We start from the raw sequence: 22,315 nt of genomic DNA on the forward strand, positions 1-22,315 counted from the left end.
TCTAAAACTCTAAAATAATTTTTTACTATATTTGACATAGATATTGGTTTGTTTGGCGACATCAAGATACTGAATTTCAGTATCTTGACCAATATCTAATCAATTTATTTTACTTCAAATAATTACACCCAACGGGTTAAGATAGATTAAATTCATCAAAAAAAGATTCTAAATTGTTGTACCAACTATTGATTGATTCTGGTTCATCACTTTTTGCAACATATTCCCATGAGTTTGTCTCCTCATCAAAAACCTCCAAATAGCAAATAGTAAAATCCATTTGAATTAACTTCTTTTATGCCAAGACATGCCTTTGTTGGTGGAAAAGAACAACCCTTTTGTAGTTGTTAATAGTATTTCTCTACCATTGTCCGCTAAATCTTGTAAAGACCCCATAGTTGAGGAGACGTTGGCTCTGTGATGCCAACTTCTTCCGTCGTTGGTAGAGTACTCTATAGAGTTTTTAGAAACATTAATTCGAATTAATTCTTTTTGGTGAACGATAATTTGTCCCATTTTTTTTGTTTTAAAATTAGTATTCACAAAGTAAAAAGCCAGTTCAGACAAACGATGTCGTTTAAAATCCTATTTTAGTAGCATTGACATTTTTTGTACTATTCCATTTTTCATTTTCACAAAAAAATAACACCTTATCATAATTCACTTTCTTACCCTGGCAATGGTTATGATTTATGAACATTTTAAATATGATATTATTAATTCATAAATGAGAAAAATTAGTTAAGAAAATTTAAAAAATAATATGAGCAAAAAAGGAAGTTCAAATGCAATGAAGTTTACTTCTAAATTTGATTAAATATAAAAAGGCACCAAAGTTTCTAGTGATTATTAATTCCACTTTATCATTAACATGACTAACCAACAAATACACCAAGCATTTTTAGGTACTACTTACAAAGTACTAAACCCAACTATTGATATCAAAATCAATACAAAAATCACAGTATTAAATCACCTAAACTCCTGGGCATTCATAACAGCATGGAACCCACTTCCAGAAATATTGACATTGGAAGAAAATAAAAATAGAAACAATCAGTTAGGGCAAGACATCAATAACCTCGGGTTAAAATACTGTCTTGGTATAGGTATTTCTGAAGATGAACTATGGTCAGAGGAAAGTTTTTTAATAGAAAATATAACTTTAGAAAAAACTCATGAACTAGCTGTAAAATATGGTCAGTTAGCATTTGTGTTTGGTCAAAAAAATGGTGACGCTGACTTAGTCTATTCACAAAAACAATAAAAAAGTTGTAGGATTAAAATAATTTAATCACATTTGCATCAGCATCCAGAAGGAATTTTATTCCTGCCAACCGATCAACTCACGACACGGTGGCTTAGTATGCGGAACAGTCGTTCAAATGTGTGGAGAAGCCGCAATTCTTTTACCGTATTGATTCGACATAACAAAAATGTATAATTTTTAATTGTTATGTAATGAAACATTTAACTCAAAATGCCGTGTTGCAACTAATTTGCCAACACCAACATCCATCTACCCAAAACCAATTCGACGAGTACAAATTACTCAGCGTACAAAAATGGGAAACCAACCAAAATGTGTTACTGCTCAAAGAACTCAGTTTTAATGAGGAACATCCGGTATTAATTGAATGGCAGCACAACCTATTAACTTCGATACTGGATGTAACAGGGTGCACTCCCTATGAAATTTGGTATTTCAACCAGAATAAAGAGTTTACAGGGAAAGCCTTTAGTCTAGGTGAAGCCACCGGTAACTATATAATTCAATCACAAGCCAGGTATATATTACTTTGGAACACGGCTAAAGCTAACAAAACAACCCAATACTTAGAGGGCTTTAAATGTGTAAGTATGGATTGGGAAGGTCAAGGGAAATATAATTTTACCGAACAAAACTTCGGTACTTATTATGGTCGATTCCCTTATCTCATTATAAACCACCAATCTGTTTGTTTTACTCAAATTCCAATACAAGTAAATCCTTCTGATAAAAGCCTACCAGGACTTGCCGTATATACTGAAGATAGTGATCCGGTAAACTTCGAAAAACATCTGATTAGCGTAACTAAACAATACCATATAAATTTGAATTTAAAGAGAGAAAGTAAGTACCCTTTGGCTTTAGTTCTAAGCCCGGATAAAGTGTATTACTTTGAACCCGATAGTTCAGTTACCTGTACAACCGAAATCCCATCGGGTGGAATACTCGTTGACTTAAAAGGCAAAATTATTGCACGTAATACCGAACATTATGTGATACAAAATCAAGATAATTAAAAAACATTTATTATGAGCGCAACAACATTTAAAATAAGTACCAATCATTTCACGCCGGAAACTACCGAAGCTTTTCTAAACGAGCACGAAGCAGCATGCCAAACTATGGATGCTCAAACATTTACCAACCTCTTCAAAAAGTATGATTTATCATTTATAGAAGATGCAGAAAAAGTATTAAAGGATATTTTAGACACTATGAATAGTTGGAAAAATCCAAAGTTAGGCACCGTTTTGTTCGAAGTCAGTGAGTTTGATTCGCAATGTATCTTTTGTGAATTTGGTAAAAAAGTAAAGGGCTATAAATGGACCTACAACAATCCGCTTGATGAAGGAGTCAAAAGAATCCTTATTTACCAAAATAAAATAGGTTTCCGTTTTGAAATAAAAGACGGCATACTGGTAGAGTATGGAACTTGTAATGCATATCGCTAATTTTTTTTTAAATTTGTTTAATGAAGAAAATAATCACTAAAACATTTACAGCTCAAGCTGTTATAGGTTTAAACAAAGGGTACACTAACGAACTGATTTCTATTTCAGATTTTAAGCGTGAACTACTAAATGCACAAAGTAAAACCAATGAAGAAACAGGGATACAACTAAGCACCAAGGTAACGCCTTGTGAAATTATATTTCTAGACCAGGAAGAACCTTCCGTAACTTTAGAATGGATTCAATATCCAAAATTCCCTACCACTGAAAAAAAATTGAAAGAGGCAATCCTATACCTAGTTGAATTTTTAATGGAGGCGCTTTATCAAAACAGGATAGTAATTATCTTTCCTGATAAAACCATTTGTTTGGAAAAATCAGATGCTATTGACCCAAGAATAAAATTCAATATAGAAAAAGAAACCAATACAGACACATCAATACATAAAACCAACAACTCATTTCTGTATGTTTCAGATGATTTTGGAGCAATGAAATCCGGTGTGGTTTATGATTCAGATGAATTTCCTAGAGAAATTTCAGAGGATAATGCAGAATTTAAAATTCGCAGTAAGAACCGAAAATCATAATCTTTATATTTAACAAAACAATAAACCAATCTCAGTACAATAAAATAATCAACTTTATTGTGCAATTTTAAGTTTATTAACGAAGGTAAATTTTACCTTCCAAAATAAAACGAGGGTAAATTTTAGTCAAAATTACCCTCGTTTTGCTTTTTAATCTTCGAATGTTCACAATAAAGCTTTGCTCACGTTTCGTGAACAAACAAAAAAAGTGAACACATATCGCATATCGCGATTTGCGATATAAAGAATAAGTTGAGGTACAACTTCTCAGGAAAATCAAAAGATATCTAAAGAGCGCCTAGTTTAAATTTTTTCAAATCAACGGCGATTATCGCCGTCAAAAGAAGAATTGGTAAACAACAGTAAAAGTATTTTTAATAATTTTATTAATCATTCGAAAATTAATAATACTTTTGATTACCTTTAACTGCACGATAAACCCCATTTTTTAGGGTTTATCTTTAAACGATTAGTAATGGCAAAAAGTACCTATATTTCAGAAAACACAACACAAAATCAAATAGATTTCATGTTAATGCTTGATGATAATGAGTTAGACATCTTCACTTTAGACGAGATTAAAGCAATTGCATCAAGCGAATTTGAAAACATAAATGAGATAGTAGAAAATCTAGTCCAAAAAAAACTGCTATCACGCATAGAACGAGGTAAATATTGCAGATATAATTTCAGAGACGAAAATGTAATTGGCTGTAAATTATCAGAGGATTGTGCCATTGCCTATTGGTCTGCATTAAACAAACACGGGCTTACAGAACAATTTCCGAATTCTATTTTTATTCAAACTACAAAAAGAAAATCAGACAAAAGTGTTTTTGGAGTTTCCTATAAATTCATTCAAATTTCAAAATCAAAAATAGTTGGAATAGAAAAATTAGGATTTGGAAACCACAGCTACCAAATGACCGATATTGAAAAAACCATTATCGATTGTTTTGATTTGCCTCAATATTCTGGTGGTTACGCCGAATTAATTCGGGCATTCAATCAGGCAAACCTCAACAGTGAAAAAATGATTGTGTATTGCAAAGCCATTAAAAACATTGCGATTACAAAACGAATGGGATATTTGACAGAATTACTAAATAAAAAGGGAATGAAATCATTTATAAACTTCGCATTAAAAGAAGTCAACGAAAAATACAATCTATTTGACCCATTTGGAATAGAAGAAGGCGAATTTGTAAACAAATGGCGATTGAGATTAAACCTAAGCCAAGAAGAGATTTTAGACATCTGTAACAAACAATATTAATGATTTTACAAAAAGAAATAGCAACCATTTCCGAACAACTAGGCGTATCAAAATCAGTAATTGATAAAGATTGGATGTTGGGCCACTTCATAGCAGCTATATTTAACCAACCGGAACTAAAGGAAATACTAATCTTCAAAGGAGGAACTTGTCTTAAGAAGTGCTGGTTTGAAGAATATAGATTTTCAGAAGATTTGGATTTTACATCAAAGTCACAAGAATTTAAGCTTACACCAGATCATTTAAAATTTATCTCAAAACATATAGAAGACAATACTGGAGTAAAAACACATATTGTATCATTAAGACCATTACAATTTCAAGACAAACTAACAGGATATGAAGCCATAATTAAATTTTGGGGAGCAGATCATCCAAGAAATGTGATGCCTACAACTCCAGACCGCTGGCAAACAAAAATTAAAATCGAAATAATTCTCTATGAAGAAATGATTTTTGAAGTTACAGAACGAGCTGTTAGTCATCCATACTCTGACAAACTAGCATTACAAAACACAATACCATGTTATAAAATTGAAGAAGTATTATCCGAGAAAATCAGAGCTTTAATCCAACGTTCTTATACAGCACCCAGAGATTACTATGATATTTGGTACTTATCCAATAATTTTCCTGATTTAAACTGGGCAATAATCGTTGATGCTTTTTACAAAAAAATGAAATTCAAAAACATTGAATTTATAGGAATTAATCAATTAATCAATGCAAAAAGTGATAAGGCTCTAAAAGGCGCTTGGAAAAACAGCTTAGGACATCAAATAAAACCCGATAAATTACCCGAATATGAAGTAGTTAGAGAAAATCTATTACATTTATTCGAGAACATTTTTAAATGATTTGTCATCATAAGACCTTTCAATTTAAAAAGTGGGGTGAATAAGTGGGTGAATAATTTATCTTAAAGACAAATTATAATTTTAAAAGCCATTCACGAAAATAAAGAAATAAAAAAATCAACTTTACAGCAATTGCCTGATTTTAGTGCTACTGCAATAGATAAAAAATTTAGAAGTTCTTAAAAAAGAAGGACTATTAGAACGCGATGGCACAAAAGGAGGTCTTTGGATATTAGATTATATTGCTTCAAAAGTGGGTGAATAAATAAATGATTATGCTAATCGTAAAAACGAGAACACTCTTTTCGTTCGGTGGTCAAAGGACGTTTTACATTCCGATTGCCACTCCATCCCAACGCTCCTAAAAAAATTACCGTCACAGTTATTGGTGCAATAACACGTACACTGCGTGACTTGCGCCAGTAATTTTTTCTCCCAAGCTTCTTTACATAATGTGGCGTTATAGCTCATAAAGAAACTCCCTGCATCAATAAAAGCCATGTCATGAGCCATAACAACATTATGTAAAAAAGCCGCGCACCCAACGCACAAGGCAGCGGTTCAGCGGCAACTTTTTTAATAGCTTCCTCGCACCAGCCTGCTATTAAAAAAACCACCACTTCACCGCCGCCATAAACAACGTTCGCCATTTCAAAGGAAAATTTTCAGTCACCAATAGTTTTAAGAACGTTTCCGTTCACTGTCTTTATCAGCTAACCGTTTAAATCGGTAGTGTTTTCATTGCTTTTATAAGTGCCTTCCCAATTACTTTACAACTAACCTGCTTTACACACCCACCTGGTTTCTGAACACTATTCTCGGCACCCATAAAACCAAACACCAAGCAAGAGTATCGTTGTTTTATTTGCTCATAAACTCCCCAAACATTGGTTCCACGAAAAGCCGATGCCAATGCCGTTTCTCAAATAGCTATCATCTGAATACTAAAAACTGAATACTGAACACTATATCATAGCATCAACTTTTCATGAAACCAATCACAACAACCCAACTAAGCAAATAAAAAACGATACCCTTGCCAGAACTCACGCTGACAAAAAACAGGAAGTAGTTGCATTGCTTTTATAAGTGCCATCGCATGTTTTTACAACTTTACTGCTGCGCACTAAAAACTGTATACTGTACACTATTCCTGGCACACATAAAACCAAACCAAAGAAATAGCCACTAAAAACAAAATTCCTATAAAAAAAAGGCTGTTCCGTTTGACCATTAAAAAACAATAAACAGTTGCAAACGAAAGAGTATAAAATCCGTTCCGGAATTTTATACCCTTTCCGACACCACCCCTTATCCTTAGACCGCACTATATCTAACATCAAATGGATTTAGAAATCAAAATGAAAAATAAAAAAAAGACAGCAAAGGTAAGTTGCGGGTATTCAAAAAAGCAAGTTCAAGCCCTCCGGGTTTTTAAAAAAATCTCCACCCATAAAGTATCGCATTAAAACTCATTACAGTTTTGACTCCACCATTCCCGATGATATATCGGGTAGTATTTTTTCAAAAAAACCTGCTTTTTTGAAACCCTCCACTTGGAAGACTGGCTTTCTTTTTTTCTTTTTTTTCTTTTGAAAAATTTTGTGTGCGAAGCATAGCGGTGCATACCAGAACTCAACAGGAATCGGAAGAAGAGAAATCCTAATCTTTAAATCCGTAGCCATGACAAATTTTATCGTTAAAACCCACAGAAAAGACACACTTTACACCAAACCTCATTTATTCATCCTTAACAAAGGGCTGAACAGCGGAAAACCTCAAAAGGAACCATTCACTAACAGCTTTGTAATTATCTTCCAACAAGAAGAGGACTGCGAAAACTTCTACTTTATAGCTTTCAGCTTATGGCAAACAAAATTTTGGCACCAATACCTAACCGGTTCCGTTATCCCATTTTTAAGACTCCCGGATTTTAAACACGAATTCAACCCAAGAGCCAAAACCATGATGGAGGAACATGAGCAACACCAAAAAAATATTGCAGCATTAAAACTCTTAGAGCAAAAGGAAAATCAGTTCAATGAAAACATAAAGCTCGTCAATGACCTAAGACGTGTAATAATGTATAGATATTGCAAAAAATAAAAGATTAAGATATTTTCTATATATTTGATAAGTAAAATAAGACAGTTGGAATAACTATTATTCAAAACTAAATTGATAATTAACTAAAATTTTATTATGAAAAAACTATTATTTCTCGCATTCTTTTTCACATCATTTTTAGTAGCGCAAAATGCACCTAATTTGCTTTTCGTCAATAAAGAGAATAATATAGGTTATGGTGGAACAATCTATACAACCAACAGTACAAAAGACACATCAGGAAACACTTATTTAATTGGGTCTTTTACAAATATGGCTGATTTTGACCCTTCGGTTGCTGAGGCCAATATGAATTCTATAAATGAAGATACTGGCGATATGTTTATTGCTAACTTACTACATATTGATAGATTTCGCCTAAACCTGTTGTTACTGGCGCAAGAAATGGGTCGCCAATTCCTTTTGGGATTTGGTCTTTAACAGCACTCAATCTTTCGGTTACTTGTTGTCTAGCCCAATACACATCGGTACCATCATCAAAGACAATTGTTACAACCGATAAACCAAAACGAGAAAAACTGCGAATTTCTTTTAGTCCGGGAATATTACTGTTTGCCTGTTCGATTGGGAAAGTTATCAATCGTTCAATATCGGTTGCTCCCAACGATGGGGCAGAAGTGATTACTTGTACTTGATTATCTGTAATATCAGGAACAGCATCGATGGGTAATTTAGTAAATTCATAACTACCATAAGCAATTAGTACGAGGGTAAATATCCCAATAATGAGTTTATTTTTTATAGAAAACTCTATGATTTTATTCAGCATAACTTTGAAATTAATGAAATTAATAAAAGTACCATTCGCTAAAAATGAATAGCAAATAGCATTTTGATACCTAATCAGCATAGTTTTGAATATTACTGATTAGGTTTTTTAAAAGTCATTAACTCAATTTAGGGGGAAGCCATATACAGGCTAAATCATTGGAAGTGTAAAATTCTCTGTAATCAGGAACATTATAATTTATTCCAACATTGACAGGTTTTGTAAAAGAAATTATTGGCTGATTTTGAAAAGCAATAACCGTATTAATATGCGTATTTATTGTCTTGAAAGGTAAATTTTTATGCTCGTCGTGTTTATCTGTATCAGAATGCTTATGATTGTCATTATAGTGACTTTTAACAAAATCAAAAAAAGATAACGAATGATTATCATCGTGATGATTTCGATGCTCTAAATAATGCTCAATCAGATTAGGGATTTTTAATAATTGCCCAATTTCTGTGTTAGCACACAGAAATATAAAGAGGAATGATGTTGCAATTATTTTTTTCACGTTTGTAAAAGTAGCATAATTTATTTAATATTCAAGTTCTTATATTATCACTGTTTATACTATTAAATAGTAAAAATTGTAAAGCTGCTAAAAGCAGCTTTACAAAATAAACATTCTCAAAATTAACCTTAAAGGTTTATTTCTTAACCACTAAATCCATTCCGCATTTAGGGCATTTTCCCTGTTTGTCACTAGTTACTTCCGGGTGCATTGGGCAGGTGTAAGTCATTCCCATAGTGTGTTTTTTAGTTTTCATTTTTTTGCTTTTAGTCATCATAGAGCATTTATCCATTTTCCCGTTCATATCTATGCAATCTCCTTCTTTCATGGTCATTTTTTTACCGTCTTTCATGACGCATTCGCCATTAACCATACAGGTAGTACCATTTTTCATCTTCATGTCTTTGTCCATTGGCATAGATTTACCATCTTTCATAACCATCATTTTACCGTCTTTCATCATGCAACAATCTTTCATCATTGTTTTTTTTGTTTTAGTTTGTGCGTAAGTGTTACTAGCTGTAAGTGATACTGCTATGAATAGCATTACAGTAAACATTTTCGCCAACATTTTTGTGTTTTTCATAATATTTAAATTTATTTTATTCAGTTGCGCTGTTTCTCGCTCGTCAGTTTGCTGTTGCCCAGAAATATTATTTATTTTAAACTATTTCATGTTAAAGATGACTTAACTAATTCAATTAGGTATTATTCTATTCTTACTAATCGTTGCATAATTCGCACTTATTCATTTAATAATTTAAATTCACTCCGAACCCTATGCCCATATCGCTGTCATAATGAGTTGTAACACCAAGATTTCTTGTGAAAATATATTTTAAGCCAGTTGTATATTCTTTATCTGTATTAATCATTAACATTCCTCTTAATCGTTTTGAAACAGGAATGTCTTCTCTTCCTAATTGAAAGCGAAACTTGCCATCACCGTCAATTCTTAAATCCGCGATAAATAGCATAGGCAAAGTATAAGCAACACCCGCTATTATTGTGTGTCGATTATTTTTATTACTGGTTTGACCAAACCAATTTTTTTCTTCGCTACCAAAAATGTTTTTTGGACCGCCCTCCATTTTATAATGATAATCAAAACCGATATAGGGATAAAGCCATTGCATTTTTCCGAAGTATCTGCCAATCATAGTTTCGCTTTCGTAACCGTGCATATCGTGATAACCCAGATGCCATAAAGTACTGACTTTCCAACGTGTGTTGGCTAACATTGCCATACCTTCATTACCGTTTGTGGCAAAATTATTTTCGCCCATAAAATGAAATTGTCTATCATCGGCAAAAAGTTTGCGTTGTGCCAATTTTGGATTTGGAATTTCGGGATTAGCTGCTTGGTTTTCATAACTAAAAATTCTGCCCATACCACTCATCATGTGATAGAGAATATGACAATGAAAAAACCAATCGCCCTCAACATTCGCATTAAATTCTATGGTATCGGTTTCCATTGGCATAATATCAACAATGTTTTTCAGTGGTGCATAATCGCCTTGACCATTGAGTACCCTAAAATCGTGTCCGTGCAAGTGCATTGGATGGCGCATCATCGAACCATTGTACAGAACTATTCTAATATTTTCTCCTTTTTTAATAAGGATTTTATCAGTTTCAGAAACCACTTTGTTGTCTAAACTCCAAACGTAACGGTTCATATTTCCTGTTAATTCAAAACGAAGTTCTTTTACAGGCGCATCTTTTGGAAGCGTTGTTTTGGTTGGGGATTTCAGCATTTGATAATTTAGGGTTGTAATATCTGAAAGTTCATTGCTGTTATAATCATCAGCAGTCATTTTCATTTTCCCCATTTTATCGTCTGCTTTTTTCTTGGTTTCTCCTGTAATCTCTGGATACATTACAACATTCATATCCATTTGATTTAATGACATCTGCATTCCCATATCGTCTAAATCGCCGTTCATTTTCATCATTCCATTCATCATTTTCATACCTTCAAAATATTTCAATTTTGGCAATGGGCTAACTAGCTGCTTAATGCCACCACCAATATATATTGAGGTTGATTTTGTTCTGTCTTCGGGAGTTGCCAATAATTCATAAGATGTTTTATCAGCAGGAATGGTTACAATTATATCGTAGGTTTCAGAAACAGCAACGATTAATCTATCTACTTCAACAGGCTCTACATCGTTTCCATCGTTTGCCACAACAGTAATTTTACCGCCTGCATAGGTTAACCAAAAGTATGAGGAAGCTCCACCGTTTGAAATTCGCAAGCGGACTTTATCACCGCCTTTGAACTGGGATAATTGACTTTCATATTTACCATTGATTAGAAATTTCTCATAATATACATCGCTTACATCCATAGCATTCATTCGCTTCCATTCGTTAGTAACTTTGGTTTTAAAATGACCGCTTCTTATTGCTTCGGCATAACTTTGTGTTGTTCCTTTTTTAATAGCAAACCAATCGGTTGCATTGTGTAACATACGGTGAACATTTTCAGGTTTTAAATCTGTCCATTCACTTAAAATAATTGGAACAGTTGTTAAATCGTCAATGCCTTTTCTAAAAGTCGGGTCTTCATTTCTTTTATTCATAATGAATGAACCATACATTCCTATTTGTTCCTGTAATCCTGAATGACTGTGATACCAATGTGTACCGCTTTGTATAATTGGGAATGTATATTTGTGTCTAGTATGTGGTTTGATGGGCATTTGCGTTAAGTTAGGCACACCATCTTCTTTGTTGGGTAAAAACAAACCGTGCCAGTGCATAGAGGTTTCTTCGTCTAACTCGTTGTGTACATATATTTCTGCAATATCGCCCTCTGTAAAAGTTAATGTTGGCATCGGGATTTGTCCGTTTACTGCTATTGCTCGTTTTTCTTTACCCGAAAAATTAACAATGGTATCACGAACATATAGATCATAACGAACGATTTTGGGAGGTTCATTTTTTGCTATAAGAGTTGGTTTTGGGTCAACTTTTTCAATCTTTTTTGGATAAGATATACTATCATTTGACGTAACATCTTTCTTTTGATTTTGAATTTTATCCTGTTTTGGAGCTATTTTTCTCTTAGTTACTTTTGGCTTTTCTTTTATGAGTTTCATGCCACACTTAGGACAGTTTCCGGGTTTGGTAGCATGAATTTCAGGATGCATGACACAAGTGTACGTTACAAGTTGAGATTGCTGTAACACTTTGGCATTAGCAGTAGAAAATATAGATAGAACAAATATTAGAAAGATTAGTTTTTTCATTTCTGTTTATAGTTTTAAATTTCGTAATCGTAATGCATTTACAATTACAGATACTGAACTAAATGACATTGCTAAAGCGGCAATCATTGGCGATAATAAAGTTCCAAAAAACGGATATAAAACTCCTGCTGCTATTGGTACTCCAAGTACGTTATAGAAAAAAGCGAAGAATAGATTTTGCTTTATGTTTTTCATAACTGCATGACTTAAATTTTTGGCTTTTACAATGCCTTGTAAATCTCCTTTAACCAAAGTTATTTTGGCACTTTCAATGGCTACATCTGTTCCAGTTCCCATGGCTATTCCAATGTCGGCTTGTGCTAATGCAGGAGCATCATTTATACCATCGCCAGCCATCGCTACAACTTTTCCTTCGGATTGTAAACGTTTTATTTCGTTTAATTTGTCTTCGGGTAAACAACCTGCTTTGTAGGAGGATAAATTTAATTCTTCAGCAACAGCTTTGGCTGTATTTACATTATCGCCAGTTAGCATAATTACTTCTACTCCCTGCCTCATTAGTTCTTTTATAGCTTCTTTACTTGAAGTTTTTATAGCATCGGTAATTGATACAAAACCAACTGCTACGCTATCAATAGCAATATAAGAAACTGTTTTTCCTAATTTTTGTTCGGCTATAATTTTATTTTCCAAATCATCTGAAATACTTGCCTTTACTTGTTCCATTAGTTTTTTATTTCCCACTGCCATTTTTTTATTGGTGACTGTTCCTGTAACCCCTTTTCCTGCAACGGCTTCAAAATCTTTAACTTCAATTAAAGAAATGGATTTTGTTTTGGCATAATTTACAACAGCTTGCGCCAATGGATGTTCGCTATATTGGTTTAACGAAGCAATGTTTTGTAATAAATCATTATCGTTGTTGTCTGACGGATAGATTTTTTCAACAGATGGTTTTCCCTCAGTAATGGTTCCTGTTTTATCTGTAATTAAAACATTTACTTTATTCATGTTTTCTAAAGCTTCAGCATTTTTTATTAAAACGCCAGATTGCGCACCTTTACCAACACCAACCATCACTGACATAGGCGTTGCCAATCCTAAAGCGCAAGGACACGCTATTATTAATACCGCTATAGCATTTATAAATCCGTAGACTAAAGCCGGTTCGGGACCAAATTTTGCCCAAATGAAAAAGGTAATTACCGAAATAATCACAACAATTGGCACAAAATATTTGGCGATACTGTCGGCTAATTTTTGAATTGGTGCTCTTGAACGAGAAGCGTCATTTACCATTTGAACGATTTGAGAAAGCAATGTTTCTGAACCCACTTTTTCAGCTACCATCACAAATGATTTGTTACCATTGATTGTTCCTGCAATTACATTATCATCTTTCTTTTTATCAACTGGAATTGGTTCGCCAGTAATCATCGCTTCATCAATGCTACTTTCTCCATCAGTTATTTTTCCATCTACAGGAATTTTGTCTCCGGGTTTTACTCGCAATAAATCGCCTTTTTTGATGTCGTGGATTGAGATTACTTTATCGCTTCCGTCAACAACCAAAGTAGCCTCTGTAGGAGCTAATTTCAATAATTCTTTTATCGCTCCACTGGTTTGACTGTGCGCTCTCGCTTCTAAAAGTTGCCCTAATAAAACCAAAGTTAAAATGACAGTTGTAGCTTCAAAATAAAGTAGTACTGTCCCGTGTTCTGTCTTAAATTCGCTTGGAAAAATATCAGGGGAAAACATTCCAACTAAACTAAATAGAAACGCTACTCCGGTACCAATTCCAATAAGTGTAAACATATTCAAATTCCATGTGATTATTGACTTCCAAGCACGAACAAAGAATATCCAACAGGCATAAAAAACTACAGGAAGCGAGAGAATTAATTGTACCCAATTCCATTTTGAAGCATCCATTAGTTGAAGTAATGGATTGTTATGTGCCATTTCTATCATTGCAATAGCGAAAATGGGAACGGTAAACAAAACCGCTATTTTCATTTTCTTTAGCAGATCATTATAAGTTTTTTGGTCTTCGGTGTCAGTTGGATTCATAGGTACTAAATCCATTCCGCAAATTGGACATGAACCCTGATTTTCAATAATAACTTCTGGGTGCATTGGACAAGTGTACAAAGTTTTGCTAACTGTCAATTCTGGTGCTTTGACTAAATCCATTCCACACACAGGACAGTCGCCTGCTTTATCATAGACTTTCGCGCCCTCACAATGCATTGGACAATAGTATTTACCATTAGTGTTACTAGGTACTTTTATTTCTTTTATGTCGCTGTGGGAATGTGTAGAGCAACATGATTTTTTAGTAGCTTCATTTGTTGATTCCAGCTGTGACATTTTGCTGTTGGTCATTTCTACGGTGTATTTTCCAACGGCGGTTAATGCTTCCTGCAATTGTGTTGTTGGAATGTGCTTTTCCATAGTTATAGTGGCTACAGGTGGGTTTAATGAAACTTTTGCATCAACGCCATCAATAGCATTCAATGTCTTTTCTACTTTAGAGCGACAACCGTCACAAGTCATTCCAGTAATATTGTAAGTATGTATCATCTTTTTGTTATTTTAATACAAATTTCCAGTATAGCAGTATAGTGGAGTTGCACAATTTTGGGTTTGATTTGCAAGATTTATAAATCTTCGATTTGTCTTCGTTTAATATATTTTAAGTTTTTAAAATAAGTTGGCGAAAAGCCTGTTATCTTTTTAAACTGGTTGCTTAAATGAGAAACGCTGCTGTAGTTTAAAGAATAAGCAATTTCACTTAACGAGAGTTCATCATAAATAATCAGCTCTTTTACTTTCTCAATTTTTTGATTCATAAAATACTTCTCAATGGTAGTGTTTTCGACTTCAGAAAAGAGATTACTCAATGTATTGTAGTCTTGATGCAATTCTTGTGAAATATAATCGGATAAATTAATTTTCAAATCGTTGTTTTTATTTTGAACCAAATCAATAATGAGTGTTTTAATCTTATCGATAGTTTTACTTTTCTTGTCATCAATTAAATCAATGCCAATTGCACGAAGTTTTTTCAGTAGTTCCTGTTTTTCAACATCCTGAATATCATTTTCTAATTCGACTACACCTAATTCAACAGAAAGAGGAATAATCCCCATAATTTCAAAAATAGATTTCACTACCATTTTACAGCGACCACAAACCATATTTTTTATGTACAATTTCATATCATAGGTTTTAAATTGATTTTGATATTTTATCCATTATGGAGTGGTCATTGCCGAACTTGCAAATAGCATCGCAATTGGCTCTCAATTCTGAAAATAATATGTATTTGATGCACATTTTTGAATTTTTTATAACTGGTCTATTGAGTTGTTGAATTACATCTTTTTCACGACTGTCGGGAATGATAATGTAGAAAACTTCATCTCCATCGGAAATACTAAAATATAAATCAGATAAACGAAGGATTCCAGAGTATATACTAGTACTTTTTTCTACTTCAAATGCACCAATAATATTGTTTGTTCCTTTTTCAAACCAAAGCACATCAATGAGCTTGATTGTGTTTTGCGTGTCTTTATCACAAGGCAACTCAGGAAATTTATTTATAGAGATAAAAGAAAAACTTTGACCATTAAAAGATTTGCTTTTATCATTACTGGCAGGAGTTACATCGAAACCTAAAGATGCTCCAATTTTTAATAAATGGTATTGCATTTCACTATGTAGGTTCTCTTCTTGCTTTTCTTCTTGAATTTCCTTTTGCCGTTTTACAATGTTCTTTTCAAACTTATTACGTTCATCTTCACTTAAATATTCGTCATTACCAATCAACATTTTTTGCGTTCCAATTTCAAAGCATAATCCTGCTATTGCACCTAAATCATTTGATAATTCGGATTTATGTGTGCTGTTGGTTTCAATTAAAGTTTCTCTTATTTTTAGGTATTCTGTCCAACTCCCTAGTTTCTTTTTGTCTTTGAACAGGAAATTAAATCCGTTGAGAATCGCTGTATTAAATGGTGGAAACCAAGTAGGATGGATGAAGTATAAAATACTTGCAACAGCAGGACCAAGTCCCTTAATTTTAAGTGTATCTAATTTTACAATCTCTTTTATAACTTGCTCTTCTGTTTTAGCATTAATGCAATTTTCCAAAAACTGCCCAAAAGCAATTTTGTTATTTTGATTTTCGTAAATATCAGGGATTCTTAGTTTTGGTTTCCAGTAAAAAGGATGAGCCACGCCTACGAAAACTTGCTTCTGTTCTGCAATACAACTTAATACAAACTCTAAACTACTTTCTTTAAAGTCGTTAGGGAAGTTTTTGTTTTTTATATCCCCAATAACCTGCAAGACACCACGGCGAATTGTGCGGAATGCTTTTAGCCGTTGGTCATTATCAACGAACCAAGTATTGTAAACGCTTTCGTTGTCATTTTTGTATTGCTGAATTATTTGTGTTAGGTTACTCATCTTTATTAATGGTATTTATCCAATTGATTATTTCTTCTTTTTGATTGACAGTAAGTATTGCGTTTCTATGAATTAGGGTATAGGAACTTAAAGGCATTTCATCAGATTTTATTTGTTTGCTTATTGACACTAATTTACTCCTTTGTTTCCTATTAGAATAATTTCCAAACTCATTGAAATTTAATTCTTTTCTTCCCTCATTAATATGACCGTCCATAAAGAAACGAATGGGTTGAACATAAGAGTACCAAGGATAATTAGTATTATCACTATGACAATCGTAGCATGATGCTCTTAAAGTGGTTTCAATATTCTTTGGTACTTTATACATTTCAGTAAAATTTGCTGAAAAATACTGCTCGTAACCAATATTACGAGCAGGTTGATAGCATTGCATCAGCAAAAAAATAATGAATCCAATAATTGCTATTTTTTTGATGTGCTTTTTCATTTAGTACGTTTTTTTGACAGAACCACAAGTCAGCATTTTACTACCTTGATACGGATTTTTAATGTTTTCAATTTCACTTATCCAAATTGCACCTTTGCCCTCATTTGCCATTGGGCAATAGTCTTGGTAAAGTTTTCTGTTTGAACCAAACATTTTGATTAAATCGTTTACATCTTTACTTAACAACACAAAATGTTCTCTTTGATGTTCTAGTTTATCTCCATTTGCTCCAATATGTTCCGCGTGTTCTTTAGCATCATCAGCAATATCAAGATATTCTTTTTTCTGTTTTGCATTTAGGTTCTTTGTATCGAATCTGTTAAATGATGCCAATAATAATTTACCATTATCTGCTGCTCCTTTAGGATCATCGTTTGCTAATTTGTTTTTAAGATTTATGTAGCTGATAATAATGTCATTTACATAATCTGATGGAACAACGCTACCTGAGATATTATCAGTTTTTGCTACTGTATCAGTTGCCTTTGGCTCTTCTTGATTTTTAACTGTTTCTGATTTTACAACTTCTTCTTTGTTTTTTTGGTTACAAGAAACCATTATGAATGCCATTGCTATGGCTGAAAGCATTATATTTTTCATTTTATTATTTTTAAAATTGTTTTAGTTGCTATTGACAACATTTTTTTATGAATATTTTTTTGAAAATCCACTTCAATATGTTTAGTGTTTTTTTCATTTTTAGATTTTATTTAATTGTTTCAATAGTTTTACCACAAGTCAGCATTTGTGAACCATAGTAAGGATTTTTAACTGCTTTTTCTTTACTTAACCAATTGGCATCCTGCATAGGACAATATTGATAATAGACTGCTTCAGTAGGCTTTGAGACTTTTATCAATTCATAAGTGCTTTTAGATAACGATTTGAAAAAATCCCTTTGCTTTTTGATGTCTTGTGTTTCTGAAATATTTTTGGCATCAGCGGTTAAATCTTTCAATACTTTCATCCAAACCATGTGAACATCCATTTTCAATGTTTCCATTTTCACTCCCTCGATTGAAGTTAGTAACTCTTTTGCTTTTGCAGAAGCTATTTTAGCATCTGTTTTTACTAGAGCATCTTTCAATAAGAAATAATTATCAAAGACTGGTTGTAGTTGATTTATTTCCTGACTTTCAGACATTGTAGTGTTGTCATTCATTACCATTTTAGTCGCTCCCGATACTTCATCAACTTTTACTGGAACTTTTGCTTCTCTATCATATTGACAACAACCCGGAAGACTTGAATAGGCTTTATCGGGAGCAAGGAATTTTTCGCTGTCATAACCAACAAGAGCAATACGTTTTAGTATTTCATCTTGATTGGTTTTACTTTCATCATAAGTTAGGGTTGCCATTTTGGTATTTTCATTCCAATCTACTTTGGCTACGTTTTTTAGACTTCCCGCTTTTTCTATTTTGGTTTGGCACATACCACAGTTTCCGAATATTTTAACGGTTTCTGTTTTAGCATTTTTTATTTGTGCGTTCATAACCAACACTGACAACAATAAAGATATTGTCATCATTATTTTTTTTAATGAGTTCATTGTTATGTAATTAATTTTAAATTGAATTAGTTAAACAATTACAAAAACGTAGCATATCCTGCTAAGAATTTGGCATTGAAATTAACCGAGAAAATAAATGAATTTAAAAGCAAAATAATGCTTTTGATTTGACACACTTATGGCTGTCAAAATTGGTTTTTAGCTTATTTTTGGTATAAGCCAAAGGGAATAGAAACCAGAAGAAATAAAGGTTTCTGTGTTAGAGAATTTTTGTTTTTCAAAAGAAAAATCAAAAATATTGTTTTTTAAAACAAGTTCAGATGAAACTGTAAAACCGTTGCTAACTGATGGACAGCCACATTTTGAATGACCACATTTTCCACCACAACCGTCATGGTTTTTTGATTTAGAATGATCGCTGTCGCAACACTTATCTTTATCTGTTTTTGAAGAAATTTCTTTTTTTACAGGGTGTTTGTCAGAACAAGTACCACAAGCATAGCTATTATTAGGCATAAAGAATATGCCTAATAACAGAAGTAATATAAAGTGGTATTTTTTCATTTTTAAAACTAAACACATCAAAAGTAGTTAAATTGGATTAGTTTTTTACTAAACATTTGTTAAAACGGTATGCTTTTTTTGAGAATTATTCAAAATATAAATTTTTGGAGTTTTATTTTGTCAAGATATTGTAATAATACTAATATTAATTGCAATGACATTGTAATGATTTTTTGATATGAATATACTATGTTTTTAATGTGTTTATGTGATATTGCAATGGTATTGCATTGCTTTCTAATATTAATTGCAATGCCATTGCAATGGTTTTGATACTAAACAATTCTTGATTTATTTAGCAATTCTCAAAACTGATTTCTTTTCTTGTTTTTGACTTTGAATGTTCCAATAAATCGCCATTTGTTGTGCGTAATCTATTGGAGTTTTGCCGATGTAATTTAAAAACTCCTTTTCGGTACTATGTCCAGTTACGTTTAATAGTAAACCTGTCGGAATATCTCCGTAATAATTTGTAGCAAATGAACGCCTGCAAATATGTGAAGTGACCAACTTCCATTTTTGAAAATCTCCATTTTCTTTTCGAGAAGTTTCAGGGTTTATTATTGCTCCCGAAATTGTTTCATTCAATTTGGCTTCTTGACAAACATCTTTGATGTACAAATTAAATTTAGCTTTTGAACTTTCAATGTTCTTGCTATAAAGAGGTGGGAAGTTCCCATTTCTTTTATCTAAAATTGCCCTTACTTTATCGTGTACAAGTATGGAAACTCTCTTTTTAGTTTTTTGTTGGACAAGTTCTATGAAATCTAAATTTCCTATTTGCTTAATATCTTGTTTTGTTAATTGTAATAAGTCTCCAACACGTTGCCCAATATAGCAACCAATCAAGAGCCAATCTCTTGCATCTTGTAAATGTGCCTGTTTCAATTCAACTTTTTCGATTTTCTTTAAGTCATTCCAATTAAGATAAATTTTATCTATTTGAACACTAAAACCTTTAATTTGTTGAAGTTGTGGGCTAACGGTATAGCCCGATTTTTGAGCATCTAAACAAATGGTCTTTAAGAATTTGATATAACGCCCTGCCGTATTTCTACCTAACTTTTCTACTTCAAGTAAATATTTAAGAAAATCATTTCTATATTTCAAATCAATTTCCGACAGCTTATACTTGTGTCGTTTATACTCTTGAAATCCTTGTATTTTTAATTTAATTGTTTTGTATTTTGTAACTGTGGCTTTAGATGTTCCGAGTTCTCCAGTTCTGTCATTTGTTTTTAACTCCAGTTTTTCTACATAGAGGTCGCAATAATTAAGAATGAAATTGTTATCTGTTATTTCGGCTTTATTAAAATGGGTGTTTAGACAATCATTTAACCAGTCTTTATTAACTATATCTGAACCTGTACCACTTTTATTATATCTGCTAATTATATAGGATTCTAAAGTGTCCAATTCATTTTGCAAATTGTCTCTTTCAGCAAACTGGGAGACTTTCCGTATTTTACCACTTGCGTTATTAAAATAAGCTGGATTGATAACTAACGGAATTGCTAGTTTAATATCCGTTTCTCTATTTGCAACAAATCGGATGTATATTTTTGATGGGTTATTATTTCCACGAATCGAATATTTTATTGTAGCCATATTTCATATTTTAATTGCAACAAATATAAATAGTAGAATTATTATAAAAAAATATTTTGTCCGACATTTGTCCGACCAAAAGCGAATTTATGCTAATTCAACCTAATTCAAATTAATTATACTTTTTATTAAAAACCCTTTAAATACTTAACTTAACAAGATTTTTTGTTCTAATTCAATTGTTTAGAGTTAATTAGCAATTAAGCTGTTTTGTTCCCTCTTTCTCCGCTTAGAGAACCCGAAACGCAAGTTTCGGGTTTTTATTTTTACTGCCTTATCAATCACTAATTCTGGTATGTAATACTGTAATCTTAGCATGAAATTGTATAAAAGCATGGTATAACTACACTGTATATTTGTAATTATTTAATTTAAAATACTATGGAAAACAATACTAATGTAGGCCAATGTGGCGGTTCAAAAAATGAAGATGATCAACACGCTGCTTTGCAAAGTAATGAGCAACAATCTGATAAGGAACAATCCAAACCAACATCAGATAATGAGGTAAATTTTAATACTCCAACTAAGGAAATTTCAGAACCTCAAAGCGAAGGTCAAAGAGAAAGCACCCATTCCGAGAATCCTAATTCTTTGCAAGAAATTCAAGAATCAGACGAGGACAATATCGAAAAAAGCAGGGATTCTGAAAGTAAGAACGACACCGACCACACCAACAGATTTCATGCCTTATAAAATTAATAAGTGCTTTGAGACAATAATTTTTATAAGGACAGTTGAAATGAAAAGGTAATATAATTTCGGAACATCAATTATTAAAAAAATATGAAACTATTCATAAAAAATATGGTGAGCTCGCGCTGCATAATGATGGTGGAAGCAAAGTTGGAACAACTTGGAATATTGTATACCCAGGTAGGATTGGGAGAAGTACACATTGTAGGAACAATATCAAAACAAAAGTGCCACGAACTAGAACTTGCTTTGAATGAGATAGGGCTTGAATTGTTAGACAATAAGAGAACCCAACTTGTTGAAAAAATAAAAAACGTTGTGGTAGAAATGGTTCATCATAAAGAGGAACTTCCACGTGTAAATTTTTCTGATTATCTGACGGAAAAACTAAATATGGATTATACCACTATGTCTACTATTTTTTCACATACCAAAGGTATTACAATTGAGCATTTTATAGTCATAAATAAAATTGAAAAAGTAAAAGAATTACTTACTTACGATGAACTTTCTATCAAAGAAATTGCTTGTAAAATGAATTACAGCGGGGCGTCACACTTGTCAAACCAGTTTAAGAAAGTGACCGGGCTAACACCTAGCTATTACAAAACAATGAAGAATTTTAGACGAAATGGTTTAGAAGATTTGTAAAATTATTAAAAATAAGTGCCAAAGGTTAGTCCTGAAATTATGTATTCTTTTTCTAAAATTGTAGAACATTATTCCCAGTAACATTCTCAATTTTGCATTGTAACGTCAGCACTGCTACTGTTAATAATCTATTCAAGTAAATTAAACTAACCCGTTGGGTGTAATTATTTAAAGTAAAAATAAATTGATTAAATATTGGTCAAGATACTGAAATTCAGTATCTTGAAGTCGCAAAACAAACCAATATTCATGTCAAATATAGTTAAAAATTATTTAAGAGT

General features: G+C 32.5%; 24 protein-coding genes, 1 pseudogene and 1 riboswitch. Of the genes and pseudogenes, 10 read left to right on the forward strand and 15 right to left on the reverse strand.

Annotation, left to right across the window (positions count from 1 at the left end):
• Window positions 1-285 precede the first annotated feature (285 nt).
• Window positions 286-516, reverse strand: coding sequence for a hypothetical protein (locus Q0Q99_RS04865; RefSeq protein WP_293892284.1), 231 nt, complete (start codon window positions 514-516; stop codon window positions 286-288).
• 355 nt (window positions 517-871) lie between these two features.
• On the opposite strand from Q0Q99_RS04865, the gene Q0Q99_RS04870 reads away from it, so the two are divergent.
• From Q0Q99_RS04870 to Q0Q99_RS04895, 6 genes are all read left to right on the forward strand, one after another.
• A complete protein-coding gene (locus Q0Q99_RS04870) occupies window positions 872-1,267 on the forward strand; it encodes a DUF3293 domain-containing protein (RefSeq protein WP_293892287.1) in 396 nt (131 codons plus the stop codon).
• Window positions 1,268-1,303: 36 nt separating this feature from the next.
• Window positions 1,304-1,399, forward strand: a riboswitch (SAM-I-IV-variant riboswitch).
• A 62-nt stretch (window positions 1,400-1,461) separates the two neighbouring features.
• Complete coding sequence (locus tag Q0Q99_RS04875; protein WP_293892289.1) at window positions 1,462-2,286, forward strand: hypothetical protein; 825 nt, start codon at window positions 1,462-1,464, stop codon at window positions 2,284-2,286.
• 12 nt (window positions 2,287-2,298) lie between these two features.
• Entirely contained in the window at window positions 2,299-2,721 is a 423-nt protein-coding gene (locus Q0Q99_RS04880; RefSeq protein WP_293892291.1) for a hypothetical protein, read from the forward strand.
• Between the two features lie 20 nt (window positions 2,722-2,741).
• The gene (locus Q0Q99_RS04885) at window positions 2,742-3,311 is read left to right on the forward strand and encodes a hypothetical protein (RefSeq protein WP_293892294.1); all 570 of its coding nucleotides are present in this window, start codon (window positions 2,742-2,744) and stop codon (window positions 3,309-3,311) included.
• A 475-nt stretch (window positions 3,312-3,786) separates the two neighbouring features.
• On the forward strand, window positions 3,787-4,587 hold the full coding sequence (locus tag Q0Q99_RS04890; protein ID WP_293892296.1) for a hypothetical protein: 801 nt from the start codon (window positions 3,787-3,789) through the stop codon (window positions 4,585-4,587).
• Window positions 4,587-5,444, forward strand: coding sequence for a nucleotidyl transferase AbiEii/AbiGii toxin family protein (locus tag Q0Q99_RS04895; RefSeq protein ID WP_293892298.1), 858 nt, complete (start codon window positions 4,587-4,589; stop codon window positions 5,442-5,444). Before Q0Q99_RS04890 ends, Q0Q99_RS04895 begins: the two co-directional genes overlap by 1 nt.
• 467 nt (window positions 5,445-5,911) lie before the next feature.
• Here the strand turns inward: Q0Q99_RS04895 and Q0Q99_RS04900 are convergent, their stop codons facing one another.
• Window positions 5,912-6,094: a hypothetical protein gene (locus Q0Q99_RS04900; RefSeq protein ID WP_293892301.1), complete on the reverse strand. Its 183-nt coding sequence runs from the start codon at window positions 6,092-6,094 to the stop codon at window positions 5,912-5,914.
• Between the two features lie 825 nt (window positions 6,095-6,919).
• On the reverse strand, window positions 6,920-7,129 hold the full coding sequence (locus tag Q0Q99_RS04905) for a hypothetical protein (protein WP_293892304.1): 210 nt from the start codon (window positions 7,127-7,129) through the stop codon (window positions 6,920-6,922).
• On the opposite strand from Q0Q99_RS04905, the gene Q0Q99_RS04910 reads away from it, so the two are divergent.
• Together Q0Q99_RS04910 and Q0Q99_RS04915 are read left to right on the forward strand one after the other, a co-directional pair.
• A complete protein-coding gene (locus Q0Q99_RS04910; protein WP_293892306.1) occupies window positions 7,128-7,550 on the forward strand; it encodes a hypothetical protein in 423 nt (140 codons plus the stop codon). The two genes, Q0Q99_RS04905 and Q0Q99_RS04910, sit on opposite strands and share 2 nt — an antisense overlap.
• Window positions 7,551-7,646: 96 nt before the next feature.
• On the forward strand, window positions 7,647-7,991 hold the full coding sequence (locus Q0Q99_RS04915) for a hypothetical protein (protein ID WP_293892309.1): 345 nt from the start codon (window positions 7,647-7,649) through the stop codon (window positions 7,989-7,991).
• Here Q0Q99_RS04915 and Q0Q99_RS04920 read toward each other — a convergent pair.
• The 12 genes and pseudogenes from Q0Q99_RS04920 to Q0Q99_RS04975 form a co-directional block, all read right to left on the reverse strand.
• Window positions 7,906-8,340 (reverse strand): annotated as a pseudogene (locus tag Q0Q99_RS04920) (efflux RND transporter permease subunit); the annotation flags it as partial. The gene Q0Q99_RS04915 and the pseudogene Q0Q99_RS04920 sit on opposite strands and share 86 nt — an antisense overlap.
• Before the next feature lie 118 nt (window positions 8,341-8,458).
• Entirely contained in the window at window positions 8,459-8,854 is a 396-nt protein-coding gene (locus Q0Q99_RS04925; protein WP_293892312.1) for a hypothetical protein, read from the reverse strand.
• A gap of 136 nt (window positions 8,855-8,990) precedes the next feature.
• A complete protein-coding gene (locus Q0Q99_RS04930) occupies window positions 8,991-9,440 on the reverse strand; it encodes a DUF6799 domain-containing protein (protein WP_293892315.1) in 450 nt (149 codons plus the stop codon).
• A gap of 166 nt (window positions 9,441-9,606) precedes the next feature.
• A complete protein-coding gene (locus Q0Q99_RS04935) occupies window positions 9,607-12,114 on the reverse strand; it encodes a multicopper oxidase domain-containing protein (protein ID WP_293892318.1) in 2,508 nt (835 codons plus the stop codon).
• A 6-nt stretch (window positions 12,115-12,120) separates the two neighbouring features.
• The gene (locus Q0Q99_RS04940) at window positions 12,121-14,658 is read right to left on the reverse strand and encodes a heavy metal translocating P-type ATPase (protein WP_293892321.1); all 2,538 of its coding nucleotides are present in this window, start codon (window positions 14,656-14,658) and stop codon (window positions 12,121-12,123) included.
• 77 nt (window positions 14,659-14,735) lie between these two features.
• Window positions 14,736-15,296, reverse strand: coding sequence for an AraC family transcriptional regulator (locus tag Q0Q99_RS04945; protein ID WP_293892323.1), 561 nt, complete (start codon window positions 15,294-15,296; stop codon window positions 14,736-14,738).
• 10 nt (window positions 15,297-15,306) lie between these two features.
• Window positions 15,307-16,551: a hypothetical protein gene (locus Q0Q99_RS04950; RefSeq protein WP_293892326.1), complete on the reverse strand. Its 1,245-nt coding sequence runs from the start codon at window positions 16,549-16,551 to the stop codon at window positions 15,307-15,309.
• Window positions 16,544-17,002 (reverse strand): heme-binding domain-containing protein, encoded by a 459-nt coding sequence (locus Q0Q99_RS04955; protein ID WP_293892329.1) that lies wholly within the window; start codon window positions 17,000-17,002, stop codon window positions 16,544-16,546. The genes Q0Q99_RS04950 and Q0Q99_RS04955 overlap by 8 nt, the downstream gene beginning before the upstream one ends.
• A complete protein-coding gene (locus Q0Q99_RS04960) occupies window positions 17,003-17,602 on the reverse strand; it encodes a DUF3347 domain-containing protein (protein ID WP_293892332.1) in 600 nt (199 codons plus the stop codon).
• Window positions 17,603-17,708: 106 nt separating this feature from the next.
• On the reverse strand, window positions 17,709-18,554 hold the full coding sequence (locus Q0Q99_RS04965; RefSeq protein ID WP_293892334.1) for a DUF3347 domain-containing protein: 846 nt from the start codon (window positions 18,552-18,554) through the stop codon (window positions 17,709-17,711).
• A 159-nt stretch (window positions 18,555-18,713) separates the two neighbouring features.
• Window positions 18,714-19,079: a hypothetical protein gene (locus tag Q0Q99_RS04970; RefSeq protein ID WP_293892336.1), complete on the reverse strand. Its 366-nt coding sequence runs from the start codon at window positions 19,077-19,079 to the stop codon at window positions 18,714-18,716.
• Window positions 19,080-19,370: 291 nt separating this feature from the next.
• A complete protein-coding gene (locus Q0Q99_RS04975) occupies window positions 19,371-20,687 on the reverse strand; it encodes a phage integrase SAM-like domain-containing protein (protein WP_293892339.1) in 1,317 nt (438 codons plus the stop codon).
• A 381-nt stretch (window positions 20,688-21,068) separates the two neighbouring features.
• Here Q0Q99_RS04975 and Q0Q99_RS04980 point away from each other — a divergent pair, with 381 nt between their 5' ends.
• A complete protein-coding gene (locus tag Q0Q99_RS04980) occupies window positions 21,069-21,383 on the forward strand; it encodes a hypothetical protein (protein WP_293892341.1) in 315 nt (104 codons plus the stop codon).
• Window positions 21,384-21,473: 90 nt separating this feature from the next.
• Window positions 21,474-22,034: an AraC family transcriptional regulator gene (locus tag Q0Q99_RS04985; protein ID WP_293892344.1), complete on the forward strand. Its 561-nt coding sequence runs from the start codon at window positions 21,474-21,476 to the stop codon at window positions 22,032-22,034.
• The last annotated feature ends 281 nt before the right edge of the window (window positions 22,035-22,315 follow it).

The sequence above is a fragment of the Flavobacterium sp. genome (assembly GCF_025352425.1).
Lineage (GTDB): Bacteria > Bacteroidota > Bacteroidia > Flavobacteriales > Flavobacteriaceae > Flavobacterium.